Source organism: Kribbella sp. WER1 (assembly GCF_054189145.1).
Genome location: NZ_CM135186.1, coordinates 5,259,318 through 5,275,569 on the forward strand (window position 1 = coordinate 5,259,318; position 16,252 = coordinate 5,275,569).

General features: G+C 69.7%; 11 protein-coding genes. 3 read left to right on the forward strand and 8 right to left on the reverse strand.

Annotation, left to right across the window (positions count from 1 at the left end; genetic code table 11):
- Positions 1–11: 11 nt before the first annotated feature.
- Complete coding sequence (locus tag ACXJJ3_RS25575; RefSeq protein WP_458164379.1) at positions 12–2,696, reverse strand: type 2 lanthipeptide synthetase LanM family protein; 2,685 nt, start codon at positions 2,694–2,696, stop codon at positions 12–14.
- A 466-nt stretch (positions 2,697–3,162) separates the two neighbouring features.
- Here ACXJJ3_RS25575 and ACXJJ3_RS25580 point away from each other — a divergent pair, with 466 nt between their 5' ends.
- Together ACXJJ3_RS25580 and ACXJJ3_RS25585 are read left to right on the forward strand one after the other, a co-directional pair.
- On the forward strand, positions 3,163–4,140 hold the full coding sequence (locus ACXJJ3_RS25580) for an MsnO8 family LLM class oxidoreductase (RefSeq protein WP_458164380.1): 978 nt from the start codon (positions 3,163–3,165) through the stop codon (positions 4,138–4,140).
- Positions 4,141–4,181: 41 nt separating this feature from the next.
- Complete coding sequence (locus ACXJJ3_RS25585) at positions 4,182–5,648, forward strand: NAD-dependent succinate-semialdehyde dehydrogenase (protein ID WP_458164381.1); 1,467 nt, start codon at positions 4,182–4,184, stop codon at positions 5,646–5,648.
- Between the two features lie 109 nt (positions 5,649–5,757).
- Here ACXJJ3_RS25585 and ACXJJ3_RS25590 read toward each other — a convergent pair whose 3' ends face one another.
- The 6 genes from ACXJJ3_RS25590 to ACXJJ3_RS25615 all read right to left on the reverse strand — a co-directional run bounded on the left by ACXJJ3_RS25590 (position 5,758) and on the right by ACXJJ3_RS25615 (position 12,400).
- Positions 5,758–6,618 carry a polysaccharide deacetylase family protein gene (locus ACXJJ3_RS25590; protein ID WP_458164382.1) on the reverse strand — a complete coding sequence of 287 codons (861 nt, stop codon included), beginning with the start codon at positions 6,616–6,618 and terminating at the stop codon, positions 5,758–5,760.
- 4 nt (positions 6,619–6,622) lie between these two features.
- Positions 6,623–7,351 (reverse strand): 3D domain-containing protein, encoded by a 729-nt coding sequence (locus ACXJJ3_RS25595; protein ID WP_458164383.1) that lies wholly within the window; start codon positions 7,349–7,351, stop codon positions 6,623–6,625.
- 91 nt (positions 7,352–7,442) lie between these two features.
- Positions 7,443–9,884: a glycoside hydrolase family 2 protein gene (locus ACXJJ3_RS25600; protein WP_458164384.1), complete on the reverse strand. Its 2,442-nt coding sequence runs from the start codon at positions 9,882–9,884 to the stop codon at positions 7,443–7,445.
- 73 nt (positions 9,885–9,957) lie between these two features.
- Positions 9,958–10,560 (reverse strand): SGNH/GDSL hydrolase family protein, encoded by a 603-nt coding sequence (locus ACXJJ3_RS25605; RefSeq protein WP_458164385.1) that lies wholly within the window; start codon positions 10,558–10,560, stop codon positions 9,958–9,960.
- Complete coding sequence (locus tag ACXJJ3_RS25610; protein WP_458164386.1) at positions 10,557–11,654, reverse strand: Gfo/Idh/MocA family protein; 1,098 nt, start codon at positions 11,652–11,654, stop codon at positions 10,557–10,559. The genes ACXJJ3_RS25605 and ACXJJ3_RS25610 overlap by 4 nt, the downstream gene beginning before the upstream one ends.
- Positions 11,651–12,400: a sugar phosphate isomerase/epimerase family protein gene (locus ACXJJ3_RS25615; protein ID WP_458164387.1), complete on the reverse strand. Its 750-nt coding sequence runs from the start codon at positions 12,398–12,400 to the stop codon at positions 11,651–11,653. Before ACXJJ3_RS25615 ends, ACXJJ3_RS25610 begins: the two co-directional genes overlap by 4 nt.
- A gap of 274 nt (positions 12,401–12,674) precedes the next feature.
- Here ACXJJ3_RS25615 and ACXJJ3_RS25620 point away from each other — a divergent pair, with 274 nt between their 5' ends.
- Positions 12,675–13,724: a LacI family DNA-binding transcriptional regulator gene (locus tag ACXJJ3_RS25620; protein WP_458164388.1), complete on the forward strand. Its 1,050-nt coding sequence runs from the start codon at positions 12,675–12,677 to the stop codon at positions 13,722–13,724.
- Positions 13,725–14,124: 400 nt separating this feature from the next.
- On the opposite strand, the gene ACXJJ3_RS25625 is transcribed toward ACXJJ3_RS25620, so the two are convergent.
- Entirely contained in the window at positions 14,125–16,242 is a 2,118-nt protein-coding gene (locus ACXJJ3_RS25625) for a molybdopterin-dependent oxidoreductase (protein WP_458164389.1), read from the reverse strand.
- Positions 16,243–16,252 lie beyond the last annotated feature (10 nt).

Sequence of the window (16,252 nt, forward strand, 5' to 3'; positions counted from 1 at the left end):
GTAACCCCTTGTCACACAGTGGGTCCCGGTGCTGTGCCAGGCCGCGACCCGGCGGTTGGTTGGAGCAGCAGCACGGACGGAACCCGCTCGGGGTACGCAAGACGGAGCAGCCCGTAGCCAATCCCTGCCAGGCCGGTCAGCAGGCCTGGAGACGGCACGTTGTCGGGTGTTCCGCAGTGCGGTCCGTACTGCTCTACTGCCGCGAGCACCAGCCCGGCCCGACGTCGTCGGGCCGCCTCTGTGGCTGGGTACTCACGTGCGGCGAGCCACAACAGTGACTCCACCGCGCCGAGCTCGCCGTGGCACAGACTCAGGTCGGCGAGCACCGGACGTTCGGTTGCGGTCCTCAAGTAGGCGTCGAGGTCCGCGGGGACGCCGGCGGCAGCCCGGGCCAGAGTGGTGCCGGCATCGCCCCGGCACCACCCGTGGCCGGCTGGACCGTTCCGGCGGTCCAGATCGGTTGCGACTCGCGCAGCGTCGAGGTATCGGTCGCCGGGTACGCCGTACCGGCCGAGCGCCCACGCGATTCCCTGGAAGCCGCGAGCGAAGCCATGGTCCGCTGCTACTCGGCCATGGAGGCCGCTCTCGACTGTTGTCACCAGGTGGTCGGCGTAGCGCTCGGCCAGCCGGTCGGCGGCCGGAAAGCCTTGCACTGCTTGCATCGCGGCCAGCCCGCCCGCCGCGCCTTCGGCGTACGACGGGAAGTCGTTGGGGTCCTGCACGAGCTGTTCGCTGAGCTCCAGGGAGGTGGCCAGCCAGCCGTTGAGGTCGCTGTCGTCGAGCAGCTCCGACAGCCGGTGGAGCCCGTAGCTGATACCGCCGAGGCCGTGGAAGCCCGGACCGATCAGGTTGGCGGACTCGAGGTCGCCTTCGAGTGCCTGCAGCAACTGGGGGATCGGCCGAACGGCGTCCCGCGCCAGCTCGCAGTACTTCTGAGCCCCGGTCAGTACGCCGACCTGCGCGAGGAAGAGCGCCGTACCGGTGTAGCCGTTCGACAGGCCGGCGCCCATCTGGCGGACGGACCAGTGGTGGTCGTCCAGCAGTTCGAGACCGAGCCAGTTGGCGGCCCCGCCGCGTTCGCTGACGACCTGCGCGACGATCTCGTCGGCGATGTCCGCGGCCGCTGCCAGGAGCTGGTCGGGGTCGGCTTCGACCGTCCCTACGTGCGGCCGGACGGTCGTGCCGGCGTGCGTGACCGGCTCGGGACGGGTGGCGAGCGACGCGGAGATCAGCCAGGTCTGACGGTGTTCGTCGATGTCGCCGAGGTTCGCGACCTTGGCCCGGACCGCGGCGAGGCCGTCGACGGCCAGTACGTCGGCGATCCGGGTGCCGTCCGACGCCCACACGTCCCGGCTGTCCGGGCGTGCGGTGAACAGCGGTACGTCGCCCGCCCACAGGTCGGCCAGCTCGTACGGTACGAACGCCTGCAGCGACTCGTCCGCGTCCCACAGCAGGTCGAGGAGCTGCGTCCGGCCGGCCGCGTCCCGCAGTACGTCGGGATGGGTCGACTCGTCCAGCAGACCCGTGTAGAGACTGGTAGGCCGCGGTACGAACCGGAGCTGGTCCGAAGCACACTGCGCCAGCAGCCCGTCCGGTCCGAGGAGCTCGTCACGGTCCCGGACGATCGCCTCGTATGCGGTCCGGAACCCTGTGAGCACAGCGGTCTCGTGGACGCGCGGCTCGATCAGCCTGCCGTCGAGCAAGGGCCGGTTGGCTGCACGGTCCGTCCGGTCAGGACGGCGTACCAGATGCATCGAGTCCAGTCCGGCGTCGGCCCAGTCGACCACGCTCCGCGCGGCCGACGCATCGGCGTCACCGCCGAGCCCGGAGATGTCCGTGACACCGTTCTCATTCGTTACGAGCAGTGGCAGCAGCGCGGTGCGGTACACCGACTCGAGCAACGCCCGGTACGCCGGATCGCCGGTGGCCACCACCTGCGTCGGGTGGAACAGCGTCTCGACGTCCACCAGTACCGGTTGGTCGCCGGCGGCAATCAAGTTCTCGAAGTGCATGTCCGTGCCGTCCAGCACGTACAGCAGCGCCAGCAGGGCACCCTGGCGGTGGTAGAACCGCCGTACGCCGGACAGGTCCTCGCACGGCTCGTGTACGACGAACTCGAGCCAGCCGTAGCCGTCGCGGGGGAGCAGCCGGACCGTACGGACGCCGAGCGCGGTTCGGGCGTTCAGCCAGTCGACAAAGGCGTTGAAGTGCTCGTGCAACGCGAGCGGCCGGGGCTTGTAGACGAGCCGCTGCCCGCTCGCGAACGTCAGAATCGCCGTACAACGGCCGCCCTGGTGGGCATCGCCGCCCGGCTCGATCGCGATCAGCGCGCCGGGGTCCCGGCCGTCGAGCAGCCCAGTGACGAGCGCCTTCCGGTCCTCGGCGAGGCGCGCGAGCAGTTCGAGGTGACCTTCGACACCCTGTCGGCAGGACTCGCCCAGAACCCGGGCCAGGACGGGGTACGCGGCCAGGAACTCCGCCAGCTCGCTCCCACCGACCAAGCGGTGGGTGAAGTCGAGGAAGCGGGCGGCCGGGGTGTCACCGGCGAGCTCGCCGCGGTCCCTGGCCCGGGCCAGTTCCAGGACCAGAGTGCGCGCGGCGAGCTTCACCAGCCGGAGGCCGAGACGCTGCAGGAACGCCTCGGCCAGTACGCCACTGTGCCCCGCCGCGGCCAGGTCCTGCCGGGCGGAGTCCAACAGTGGCTCCAGGCAACGCATGAGCGCCTGCCGCCAGTCCGTGCCGGACCCATCCGTTGCAACGGCCGTCCCACCTGACGCGTGGCCACCGTTGACACCGGTCCCTGCAGGGTCTCGACCGGCGACAGGCGCGCTCGGTGGGAGAGAGGTACTGCGTTCCACGTACTCGGCCCAGGCCGGCGCCGACTGGGTCAGCGCGTAGCCCTGTTCTTGTGGCCGCAGGCCTGCCGACCACCAGGTCTTGCATCGATCGGTCCTGGTGGGCCGGGTGGTCGCGGGGTCGAGCACGCGCTCAGGTTGTCATCGCGGGCAGGGGCGGGGCATGGGTGATCAGCACCCATATTTAGCCCCCGGAGCAGCCCTCAACTTTGGGTGACGACTCCCCATGTGCGAGCCGGACCCGCACTGTCACTGTGGGTGCGTGCTCACCCCCCTTGCTCCTGGACTGCCTGTCTCGGCTCACTCTGTGCTGGACGTCGTACCGCAGCTGCCCGGTCAGTCGGCTGCGGCCGCGCTCCGGGAGACCGCGGAGGTGGCACTGACTGCCGACGACCTCGGATACCGTCGCTTCTGGCTGGACGAGCAACACGGTGTCCGAGGTGTCGGCGGCGCAGCACCGGCCGTGCTGGCGGCAATACTCGCCGCACGGACCGACCGGATCCGCCTGGGCGCCGGCGGACTCCCACTGGCCAACCACCAGCCGCTCGTGGTCGCGGAGCAGTTCGCCGCGCTGGCTGCGGCGTACCCGAGCCGCATCGACCTCGGCGTCACCGGGCAACGCGGTCTTTCGAGCGGTACGGCGGGTACGTCGTTCCCGGAGCGGCTGGACGAGCTGCGCGGGTTCCTGAACGCGGGCGACGTACGGCTGGCGCTGGCCGGCCTGCCGGTACCGGTGTTCGTGCTGGCCGACCACCCCAACGCTGCGGTGGCTGCCGCTGTGCGAGGGCTCCCCGTGTTCGTGGCGCATCATCGGGCGCCGGGGGTGACAGCCGCTGCGGTCACGGCGTACCGGGAGCACTTCGAGCCCTCCAACGGGCAGCCCTACCTGGCTGTAACGGTCGGTGTGGTTGCCGCGGACACCGACGAGGAGGCGTTGGGCCGCTTCGCCGAGTACGTGCGGGTCAGTTCGCGGCTGGCTGCCGCCGGGACGGAGGCTACGTCGGCTGAACTGACAGCGTTGCTGGCGCCGCCAATCACCAGAGACGAGCGAGAGCTGTCCGAGCGCTTGCTGGACGATCCGGGCCATGTCGTCGGCTCCCGTGCGACCGTCGCCGGCCGGCTGGGAACGCTGGTGGCCGAGACCACCGCGGACGAGGTCATGCTGGTCCCACTGGCCTTCGACGGACTGATCCGGTCAGCGATCCTCCGCACCGTCGCGACCGCCCTGCCCCGGCCCGCGCGGACGGTCCCGCGGCGCACTTCTCCGCTGACTGCCACCGCCTAGTCTGGGAATTACCAGACCCGCCCTAGTCGAAAGGCAGGCTCATGGCACGAGAGCAGGAAGTCGTCGAGGCGTGTCCGACCGAATTGTTCATCGGTGGGAAGTGGGTCGCGGCCGCCAGGACCTTTGCCGTCGAGGACCCGGCGACCGGTGCGACGCTCTGCGAGGTGGCGGACGCGAGTCCGGCGGACGGCAAGGCCGCCCTGGACGCGGCCGTCGCCGTCCAGGAGGAGTGGGCCGCGACGCCGCCGCGGGAACGGGGCGAGATCCTGCGGCGGACGTATGAGCTGATGACCGCGCAGGCCGACGACCTGGCGTTGCTGATGACGCTGGAGATGGGCAAGCCGGTCGCCGAGTCGAAGGGCGAGATCGCGTACGCGGCCGACTTCTTCCGGTGGTTCGCGGAGGAGGCGGTGCGGATCGACGGCGGGTACCAGATCGCCCCGAACGGCGCGAGCCGCTTCCTCGTGATGCGGCAGCCGGTCGGCCCGTGCCTGCTGATCACGCCGTGGAATTTCCCGGCCGCGATGGGTGCCCGCAAGATCGGGCCGGCGATCGCGGCCGGCTGCACGATGGTGATCAAGCCCGCGGCGCAGACCCCGCTCTCGATGCTCAAACTGGCCGAGCTGATGACCGAGGCGGGCCTTCCGGCGGGGGTGCTGAACGTCGTCACCACACAGGACGCGGGCGGCGTGATGGAGCCGCTGATCCGCGACGGCCGGGCCCGCAAACTGTCCTTCACCGGCTCGACTCCGGTCGGTAGGAGGTTGCTCGAACAGGCCTCCGGTCAGGTGTTGCGGACCAGCATGGAGCTCGGCGGGAACGCGCCGCTGCTGGTGTTCGAGGACGCCGACCTCGACAAGGCGGTCGACGGCGCGATGCTCGCCAAGATGCGCAACGGCGGCGAGGCCTGTACGGCGGCCAACCGGATCTACGTGCACTCGTCGGTGATGGACGCGTTCGCGGCGAAGCTGACCGAACGGATGGCCGCGCTGAAGGTCGGCCGCGGGACCGAACCCGGCGTCGACGTCGGCCCGCTGATCGACGGGAAGCAGCGCGACAAGGTGGCCGATCTGGTCGCGGACGCGATCGCCCAGGGCGCCCGCACGCTGACCGGCGGAGCGGTTGCCGCGGGCAACGGGTACTTCTACCAGCCGACCGTGCTGGCCGACGTCCCCGGGACCGCCCGGCTGCAGCGGGAGGAGATCTTCGGCCCGGTCGCACCGTTGACCGCGTTCGAGACCGAGGACGAAGCGGTCCGGATGGCCAACGACACCGAGTTCGGCCTGGTGTCCTACGTCTTCACGCAGGACCTGAACCGCGCCCTCCGCGTCTCCGAACGCCTCGAAGCCGGCATGATCGGCCTCAACCAGGGCATCGTCTCCAACCCCGCCGCCCCCTTCGGCGGCGTCAAGCAGTCCGGCCTCGGCCGCGAAGGCGGCACGGTCGGCATCGACGAGTACCTCGAGGTCAAGTACGTCGCCATCAACCTCGACCATTTGCGGGGTTGACGCCTGAAACGCTGGGTTTGCGGTCGGCATGCGGGTAGGTAACCCCACAGCTCAGACGCTAACCCCTCAAATGACCGGCCCTGCGAACGGCCGCCACCGCGCAGGGTGGCTACCTTTCGACTAGTTGGGTGACGGTGACGAACTGGTAGCCGCGGGTGCGGAGTTCGCGGACGATGGGGCCGACGGCATGGGCGGTGTACGGGGCGTTGTCGCCGCCGTGCATGTGGAGGACGACGATCGAGCCGTTCTGCACGTGGTCGAGGACCTGTTTGACGATCGGCTGTGCCGACTTGGTGAACCCGTCTCCGCCCGGCACGTCCCCGCCGACCGCAGTGACGCCGGCGGGCGCGAGTTCGTGCAGGGCGGTCGCGTCGTAGCAGTCGCCGGGGAAGCGGAACCATCTGGTCGCGTGTGGATCCACACGGTCCAGCTCCACGATGGCCCGGCGTACGTCCGAGAGCATCTGGCCGGGTGGCACCGTTCCGAGGCCATAGCACTTGTTGGTGAAGCCGCGGTGGTCGTAGGTGTGCGTGCCCAGCTCGAACAGCGGGTCGGCGGCGAGTTGCTTGGTGATGTCCGGGTACTGCTCCATCCACATCCCAGTCAGGAACAGCGTGGCCGGCACGTGCAGTGCACGCAGCTCCTGGATCAGGGCGGCGTTGTAGTACGACTTGACCGTGCCGGAGACCAGCCGTCGCCGCATGAGTGCCGTGAGGTCGGCGTCGAACGTCAACGCGACCTGCTTCTTGTCTCGCGGCCCGTGGTCGAGCACAGGCATCACCTGGGCGTTCTTGGACGTACCAGGCTTCACCTGCACCGGTGCCAGCGTGGGCCGCAGCGGTTTCGTCGTACGGACCGGCTCGACGGGTGCACGTGTCTCCGGCACCACTCCAGCCGTCTGCTTGGAGTCGCTGCACGCGACGAGAGTCAGCAGCAACGCTCCGACGGCAACACGCTTCCCCCAGCTCACACGCTCACTCTACGGTGAGCGTGAGTCGCTGGATGCCCCAATTGTCCGCATCCGGGCCGGGCGGGAACCACACGTCGACAATGTCGTCCTTGATCCAGCTACCGATGTCAGCCGCGTAGCAGTGCCCGTAGCCGGGGACGTACAGCCGCGTACCCCACGGAATGTTCCGGGCGTCCACCGCACAGATCCCCGTCCCCGCGTTGTACCCAAGAGCCGTCTGGGCGACGTCGTTGTACGCCGACACGCGATACGTCAGAGTCGTACCCGCAGGCAGCCGGTACGACGCCAGGTGGTTCGAGGAGTCCAGCCGGTACGACGTACTGAGCTGGCCGATCGACGACGGAGAGGTGTCCTCGGTGGACATCGCGTAGATCTGGTAGTGCGCGCCGTCGCACGGGCTCGCGTCCGTGACCTGCAGCGTCGGCTGACCCCAGTCGCTGATCCACTGCAACGCTTGCCCGTTCCGGAACGCCCGGTACGCCTTCGCGCCCGGGACCCGGTCGAACGTGAACGTGACCTTCCCGTCCGCGCCGAGACCACCCGCAATGCCCCCGGGCGCCGGCAACCGGCCGCTGACGTCGTACGGCGGTGCCGTCGTCCCGTTGCCGTGGCCGCCGGAGACCGGGCGGTCGGGGATCGGGCCGGTGTAGAAGTGCTGGCAGGCCGGCAAAGAAGCAGTCGGAGCGGCAACGAGAGAGCTGAAGCTCAACAGGGCAGTGGCAAGAAGATGCATGGCGACAAGACCTCCGAGGTGGGGCGGGACCTAGGGGTTTCACCCACCAGTAACGGTCCCGCCGCACCTTTAGTCAAGGTCTTGACGTAAATCAGTTCACCAGATCGTTGGCCGACCGCAGCACCGGTACGCCGACCTGCTCCGGCGCGCTCGCACCGGTGACGTGGAACGTGTGGCTCTCGCCCGCGGACAGCGTGACGAGGCACGAGTCCACCCGGGCCGCCGCATCCAGCCGGTCCGGGAACAGCGCCAGGTCCTTGGTCAGCGCGGTCGCGGTCACCGTCACGTCGTACCCGTCGGCGGTCGGGGTGACCGTGATCGTGTAGGCGTCGGCGGCGAGCCGCAGCTCGGTGTCCTCGGCGAAGTACGCGTACGCCGTCTCCCCGTCGGCCGTCCGCACCTCGAGGTACTCCTCCGAAGGCCTGCCCGCAACGGCGACCGACTCCGGGAGATCGTTGACGACGGCCGAGCGCGCCGCGACCTCGATCGCGAACGTCTCCTGGGCCAGCACCTCCGCACCGCTCGTCGACCGTCGGCTGACCGTGACCTCGGTCGACCACGCCTCGTCGGTGTCGTTGTGCACGGCAACGACCAGGCCATTGTCCCGTGGCTGCACGGTGAGCAGGCGGTTGGCGTACACGCGCTTCAACGCGTACCACAACGGCTTGCGGATCCCGTGCCCGTCGACGGCGGCCCACGAGACGACCGGCCAGTTGTCGTTCAGCTGCCAGACGACCGCACCGGTGTTCAACGGGAACAGCGACCGGAAGTGCTCGATGCCGTAGGCAACCGCACGCGCCTGGTTCAGCTGCGTCGTCCAGTGCCAGTCGTCGATGTTCTTCCACTTCGGCAGGTGCGCACCCAGACCGCGCTCCAGCTTGAGGTTTCCCTCGAACGCCTTCTGGTGCACGAGCATCTGCTCGCCGTAGGGATCGAGTGGTACGTCGTGCACGACCGACGTCAGCGTCGACCACGCCGGTGGCCCCTGGAAACCGAATTCGGAAACGAAGCGCGGCTTGTACTTGCGGTACGTCGTGTAGTCCACCTGGTTCCAGACGTCCCAGATGTGCATCGTCCCGTGCCGGTCGTCGTTCGGGTGGATGAACTGGTCGAACGAGTACGGGCTGCCGGCCGAGTACGGCGTCCGCGGGTCGAGCTCGGCGACGATCTTCGGCAGCAGGTCCAGGTAGTACCCGGCGCCCCACGCGCGACCGGCCAGCGGGACCCGCCAGCCCCACTCGACGTACCCCCAGATGTTCTCGTTGTTGCCGTTCCAGACCGCGAGGCTGGCGTGGCTGCTCAGCCGGGTGACGGCCTCCCGCGCCTCGGCCTCGACCTCGCTCCACAGCGGCTCGTCCTCCGAGTACGCCGCGCACGCGAACAGGAAGTCCTGCCAGACCAGGATCCCGAGCTCGTCGCAGACGTCGTAGAACTGCTCGCTCTCGTAGATCCCGCCGCCCCAGACGCGCAGCAGGTTCATCCCGGCGTCGACCGCGTCCTCGACCGAGGTGCGGTACGTCGACGCGTCCAGCCGGGTCACGAAAGCGTTGTCCGGAATCCAGTTCGCGCCGCGGACGTAGATCGGCTTGCCGTTCACCGAGATCACGAGCGGCGTACCGTCGTTGTCCGGGGCAACGTTCACGGTGATGTTCCGGAAGCCGACCCGGCCGTGCCAGTCGTCCTCGTTCACCGTCACGGTCACGTCGTACAGCGGCTGCTCGCCATGGCCGCGCGGCCACCAGACGTCCACTGCGGAAACCGTGTTCTCGATTTCCGCCGAGGATGTTCCGGGCGTCACCGTCACGGACTGCTGGGTGCCGCCGACCTCGACGGTGACGGTCGCGTCGGCCGCGCCGTCCGCCCAGTCCAGCTCGACGAAGGTCTTGAGTACGCCGTCCGTGCCCTCGACTCCGGCGAGCGGGCGGACCGCGGCGATCCGGACGCCGGACCAGGACTCGATCCGGATCGGCCGCCAGATGCCGGCGGTCGCGACGTCCGGTCCCCAGTCCCAGCCGAAGTTCGAGGCCATCTTGCGAAGTTCGTTGTACGGGTGCAGGTTCGTGTGCGGCCAGCTGCCGCGCTTGTCCCGCTCCGCCTCCGCCGCGGTCACCGGGCCCTCGAACTCGACCACCAGCTCGTTGTCCCCGGCAACCAGAGCGCCGGTGACGTCGAACCGGTACGACCGGTGCTGGTTGGCGGTCCGGCCGAGCTCCTGGCCGTTCAGCGTGACGGTCGCGACCGTGTCCAGGCCCTCGGCCACCAGCTCCTGCCGGTCGTTGCCATCAGCAACCCAGGTGAAGCTGGTCGTGTAGCTCCAGCGGGTCCGGCCGATCCAGTGCAGCTTCGACTCGTTGTCGCCGTCGAACGGATCCGGGATCTCGCCGGCCGCGAGCAGGTCGGTGTGCACCTCGCCGGGCACGGTGGCGGCCAGCGCGCGGCCGATCAGTCCGTCGGGGGCCGGACCCTCGACGGCGCGCACGGTCCAGGCGGCACCGCCGGCGGTGGTCAGGTCGAGGGTCTTCAGTGCTGTCACAGTGGAGCTCCAGGGGATGAACCGGTTTAGTAAGAACGCACCGCTCCCCATCGGCGATGGGGAGCGGTCGACGTCAGTTCAGAACGTACTGGCGCCAGAGATCGGCGAGCGCCTGGTGTCCGATCGCGGACGGGTGCACGCCGTCGCCGGCGAGGGTCGCGGCGCCGACGGACGCCGCCTGCTTGGTCAGCTCGACATCGGTCGGCACCAGGATCGCGCCGTACTCGACGGCGAGCTTCCGGACCACCTCGAGCTTCGGGTCCAGGTCCTCGCGCCACGCGTCCTGCCCGTCCTTCACCGGCAGCAGGAACGGCTCCATCAGCACGACCGGACAGTTCAGCGGGTCGAGCAGCGACCGGTACGACGCCTCGAAGGACTCCGGCGTCGTCGGGTCGTTCTCGTCGTACCGGCGCCAGGTGTCGTTGATCCCGATCAGGATCGACACCAGTGCCGGGTCGTGGGCCAGCACGTCGTCGGCCCACCGGGCGGCCAGATCGACCGCCCGGTTGCCGCTGATGCCGACATTGACGATCGGCGGCCGCTGCTCGCCGAGGTCGTCGTACAACCTGCGGACATAGCCGTCGCCGAGCCCGTCAGGGTCGGTACGGCGGCCGCAGTCGGTCACCGAGTCCCCGGCGAACACCACGGTCCGCCGGGGGTCCAGAACGATGCTCACAGGGTGGCCGCCGTCACGTCCCAGTCGTCCGGCAGGATCGGCGCGACCTCGACGGTGCTCTGCACGTCGACGAACGCGCCGGTGTCGATCGAGTCGGTGATCGAGGCCATCACGTCGACGATGTGGAAGGCCAGGGCCCCGGTCGCCCGGTGCGGCCGGTCGGCCCGGATGGCGCGCGCCATCTCGAGGACGCCGGTACCGCGCTGCGCGACCGCCTTGGTCTCCGCGATCGTCTCCCAGTCGTCGCCGTCGCGACGGCGGATCTTGATCGCGCCGTCGAACCCGTTCGGGTCCGGGACCGCGAGCGTCGCGTCGGAGCCGGTGATCTCGACGAACCCGCCCCGCGGCAGCGGCGAGTCGAAGCTGAAGATGCTCTGCGACGACTGCCCCGACTCGAACTTCGCGATCGTGCTGACGTGCGTCGGCACGGTCACGTCGAAGTCGGTCCCCGCCAGCGGACCGGAGCCGATCGTGCGCTTCTCCTTGGACTTCGAGCCGATCCCCGCGACCGCGGCCACCGGACCGAGCAGCTGCACCAGCGTGGTCAGGTAGTACGGACCGATGTCCCAGAGCGGGCCCGCGCCTTCCTGGAACAGGAACGCCGGGTTCGGGTGCCAGGACTCCGGGCCGGGCGACTGGAACAGGGTGAGCGCGGTCAGCGGCGTACCGATGTCACCGCGCTCGATGATCCGGCGGGACTCCTGCAGGCCCGGGCCGAGGATGGTGTCCGGCGCGCAGCCGAGCCGGACCCCCGCGTCCTTCGCCGTCGCCAGCAGCTTCAGGCCGCTGTCCTGGTCGAGCGAGAACGGCTTCTCGCTCCACACGTGCTTGCCGGCGGCAACGGCCGCGAGCGCGACCTCGACGTGCGCGACCGGGATGGTCAGGTTGACCACGATCTCGACGTCCGGGTTGTTCAGCACCACCTCGGGGCCGCCGTGGGCCTCGATGCCGTACTCCTTGGCCTTCGACTCGGCCGCTTCCGGGCGGAGGTCGCCGATCGCGACGACCTTCAGGTCCGGGAAGCTCTGCATGCTCTTGATGTACGCGTCGGAGATCACTCCGGCGCCGATGATGCCTACGCCGACAGAAGTCATTCCGGTGCACCCTCTCCGGTCAGGAACGCGTACGAACCCTCGACCGCGTCGAAGATCTCGCCGGTGAAGTCGTCCAGCTCGACGACCCGCAGGGCCTGCGGCGCCGCGGCCAGGATATCCCGGACCGCGATGGTGCCGTCGCCGACCGCGACCTGCGCCTTGTTGTTCAGCGTCCCGTCGCCGTCCTTGACGTGGATCGCGGTGACCCGCTCGCCGAACTTCTTCAGCAGCGCCGGTACGTCGGCGCCGCCGACCGCGGCCCAGTACGTGTCGACCTCGAGGATCACGTTCTCGGCCAGGTTGTCGGCCAGGATCTCCAGGCCGTGCGCGCCGCCGATCTTCGCCTCGAGCTCGAACTGGTGGTTGTGGTAGCCGACCGTGATGCCGTGGTCGGCGGCCTCGGCGGCGGCCTTGTTCAGCCCGTCGGCGATCTCCTTGATGCCGTCGGCAGTCTGCCAGCGCGCGGCGTCGGTGTGCGGGTCGATCACCGTGGTGATGCCGAGCCGCTCGGCGGCCGCGTAGATCGGGGCGCTGTCCTCGCGGAGCAGGCCGGCGTGCGTCGTCGGGGCCGAGAGACCGTGCTTGGGCAGCGCCTCGGCCAGGCGGTCGGCGAAGGCCGTCACACCGAAGGGCTCGACCTTGGTGTAGCCGATCTCCGCGATCCGGGCCAGGGTGCCGTCGAAGTCTTCCTCGAGCTTGCCCCGGACCGTGTACAGCTGGAGGGACAGGTGGTCCTTTGCGACCATGGTTTCTCCTTGTCGGCGGCGCGTCACCCGCTGCCCTTGGGGTTTGCGCCGTCTGCTAAGCCGAACCGGTTAAGTAACGAAGGAAACCGTATCCCACTGCGACGGTTCCACACCACCCTCCGCCCAACGACTGGGCGGTCACCTGAGGGTTTCCCAAGAGTGTGGGGTTTGATCAAACAACTACCTTCTGTGGTCAAGTGATGACACAGGGTTGGATCGGCGCGACACTGGAGGTCCGGACCGGTTTGTCCGGGCGCACGGTGAGGAGGACGTCGTGCATCGAGTGACCATCAAGGAGATCGCCCGGCGGTGCGGGGTCTCGCAGGGGGCGGTGTCGTACGCCCTGAACAACCGGCCCGGTGTCTCGGCGGCCACCCGGGCCCGGGTACTGCGGGTCGCCGCCGAGCTGGAGTGGGTCCCGAACACCGCGGCCCGGCAGCTGTCCGCGGCGCGCAGCGAGACGTTCGGGCTGGTGCTCGCGCGGACCCCGCAGACGCTCAGCGAGGAGCCGTACTTCATGGGCTTCGTCGGCGGTGTCGAGTCGGTCCTCGCGGAACACTCGTACGCGCTCGCCCTGCAGGTGGTGGCCGAGCTCGGCGCGGAGCTCGCGACGTACCGGAAGTGGGCCGCGGAACGCCGGGTCGACGGCGTGATCGTGGTCGACCCGCGGGTCGGCGACCCCCGGATCCCGGTCCTGCGGAAGCTCGGGCTGCCGGCCGTCCTGGTCGGGGATCCGGCGCTGGCCGACGGGATGGCGTGCGTGTGGACGGACAGTACGGCGGCGATGACCGCGGCGCTCGACCATGTCGCGTCGCTCGGGCACACGGTGATCGCGCGGATCGCCGGACCGCCCGAGTTCGGCGACGTGTGGATCCGCGACCAGGCCTTCGACACCGCCGTACGGCGGCTCGGGCTGACCGCCGTCACCCGGCACACCGACTACTCCGCGGCGGCAGGTGCGGCCGCGACCCGGGAGGTACTGGCCGGGCGGCCGACCGCGATCGTCTACGACAACGACCTGATGGCGGTCGCCGGACTGGCCGTCGTCCAAGCGGCCGACCTGCGCGTCCCGGACGACATCACGCTGGTCGCCTGGGACGACTCGACGCTCTGCCGGATCACGCATCCGACGCTGACCGCCCTCAGCCACAACGTCGTCGGGTACGGCGCCGAGGTGAGCCGCCGGCTGTTCGACGTACTCACCGGAGCCCCGCCGCAGGCGCACCTCTACTCAACCCCACTGCTGATCATCCGGCAGAGCTCAGCCCACCCACCCACCCGCCCCAAGCCCCCGCCGCCACCTAGCCGCCCCGCGGCCGTTTGAGGGGTGAACCTCGCGCGTTGCGCGTTCACTGCTTGCCTGCGGTTGGTGAAGGGTCCGTTTGCGGGGTTCACCTCTCAAACGGTGCTGGGGTGGAGGGGGTCGGCGGGGTGGGTGTTGCGGTGGGGGTGCTGGTGATCGGTGCGCCGTTGCCTGTTTGGGGGGTGAACCTCGCGCGTTGCCCGTTCACCGCCTGCCTGTGGCTGGTGAAGGGTCCGTTTGCGGGGTTCACCTCTCAAATGGCGCTGGGGTGGAGGCGATTGGCGCGGTGGGTGTTGCGGCGGGGGCGGTGGGGGCGGTGGGGGTGCTGGTGATCGGTGCGCCGTTGCCTGTTTGGGGGTGAACCTCGTGCGTTGCCCGTTCACCGCCTGCCTGCGGTTGGTGAAGGGTCCGTTTGCGGGGTTCACCTCTCAAACGGTGCTGGGGTGGAGGGGGCGGCGGGGGTGACGGTGACTGGTACGCCGTTGACCGCGGACGTGCCGGACGTCGGATCGGTGAGCGCGGTGTCGGTGATGTCGTTGATGCTCGCGCCGGCCACCTGACGCGCGACCGTCAGCCGGGACCCGTCGCGGTTGTGGCCGAAGCCGTGCGGCAGGCTGACCACGCCGCGCATGATGTCGTTGCTGGCGGCAACTTCCACGGAGATCGCGCCGGCCGCCGAGGTGACCGTGACGAGCTGGCCGTCGGCGAGGTCGCGGTCGGCCAGGTCGTGCGGGTGCATCAGTAGGTGGTGCCGCGGCCGGCCCTTCACCAGCCGGGCGGAGTTGTGCATCCACGAGTTGTTGGTGCGCAGGTGCCGGCGCCCGATCAGTAGCAGCTCGCCGACGGACAGCGGCTGCAGTGCCTCCAGTCGCGGGAGGTCGTCGAGGATCATCCGCTGGGCGAGGTCGATCCGCTTCGACGACCGGTGCAGCGCCTGCGGCAAGGCCGGCTGCAACGGTCCGAGGTCGATGCCGCCCGGCGATCGGCGGAGCTTCCCGACCGACAGCCGGTACGGGCCGATCCGCAGTCCGGCATCGACGATCCAGCGTGGCGGGACCCGGAGTCGGGCCGTCGCCTCGGCGCGCCGCCGGCTCCACGGAGTCCGTCGTACCAGGGCCAGGCCGAGGTCGCGGAAGATCTCCCAGTCGTGCCGGGACGTCGCGGGTTTCGGGAGGACGGCGTCGTTCCAGCGGGCCGTGTTCCGGACCGCGAGCTGGTGGAACACGATGTCGTAGTGGTCCCGCTCGAGCGGCGGCGCCGGCGGCAGGATCACGTCCGCGTGCCGGGTCGTCTCGTTGATGTACGGATCGACCGCGACCATGAAGTCCAGCGACTCCAGCGCCTCGTCCAGCCGGCGCCCGTCCGGCGTCGACAGCACCGGGTTGCCGGCCACCGTCAGCAGCGCCCGGATCTGCCCGTCGCCGGGCGTCAGGATCTCCTCCGCCATCGTCGACACCGGCAGCTCACCGCCGAACTCGGGCAGCCCGCGGACCCGGCTCTTCCACACCCCGACATGCCCGCGGCCCATGCCGAGCAGCGTGTTCACCGCCGGCCGCGGGAACATCGTGCCGCCGGGCCGGTCGAGGTTGCCGGTGATGATGTTGAGCACCTGGATCGCCCACTGGCAGATCGCCCCGAACTGCTGCGTCGACACCCCGACCCGCCCGTAACAGGCGGCCCGTTCCGCCGCCGCGAACTCGGTCGCCACCCGCCGGATCACCGCGGCCGGAATCCCCGTGATCGCGGCCGCCCGATCCGCGGTCCATTTCTCGACGGCTGCCTCGACGTCCGCCAGCCCGTCGACGTACTCGGCAGGATGTGCGAAACCCTGCGAGATCACCTCGTGGATCAAGGCCAGCAGGAAAGCCGCGTCCGTTCCCGGACGGACGAAATGATGCTCGTCGGAAACCGCTGCCGTCTCGGTCCGGCGCGGGTCGACGACGATCACCTTTCCGCCGCGTTTCCGCAGTTCCTTCAGGCGTTTTCCGAAACCCGGCGCGGTCATCATGCTGCCGTTCGACGCGAGCGGGTTCGCGCCGAGGACCAGCAGGTACGACGTCCGGTCGATGTCCGGCACCGGGACCATCAGCTGGTGCCCGTACAGCAGGTACGACGACAGCATCTGCGGCAGCTGGTCGATCGACGTTGCGCTGAACCGGTTCCGGGTCCGCAGTTGCCGGACCATCGTCGGCATGTGGGTGAGCGCGCCGAGGCTGTGCACGTTCGGGTTGCCAAGGTAGACGCCGACCGCGTTCCGGCCGTGCTCCCGCTGGATCCCGGTCAGCCGGTCGGCGATCAGCTCGTACGCCGCGTCCCACCCGATCGGCTGCCACCCGTCGGCGGTCCGGCGTACCGGCGTGGTCAACCGGTCAGGGTCGTCCTGGAGATCGCGGAGCGCGACCGCCTTCGGGCAGATGTGACCGCGGGACAGCGGGTCCGACGCGTCGCCGCGGATGTCGGTCACCCGGCCGTCCTCGACCGTCACCAGCACACCGCAGATCGCTTCGCACAGGTTGCAGGACGTCCGCCGTACGGTCATCCCTTCAAAC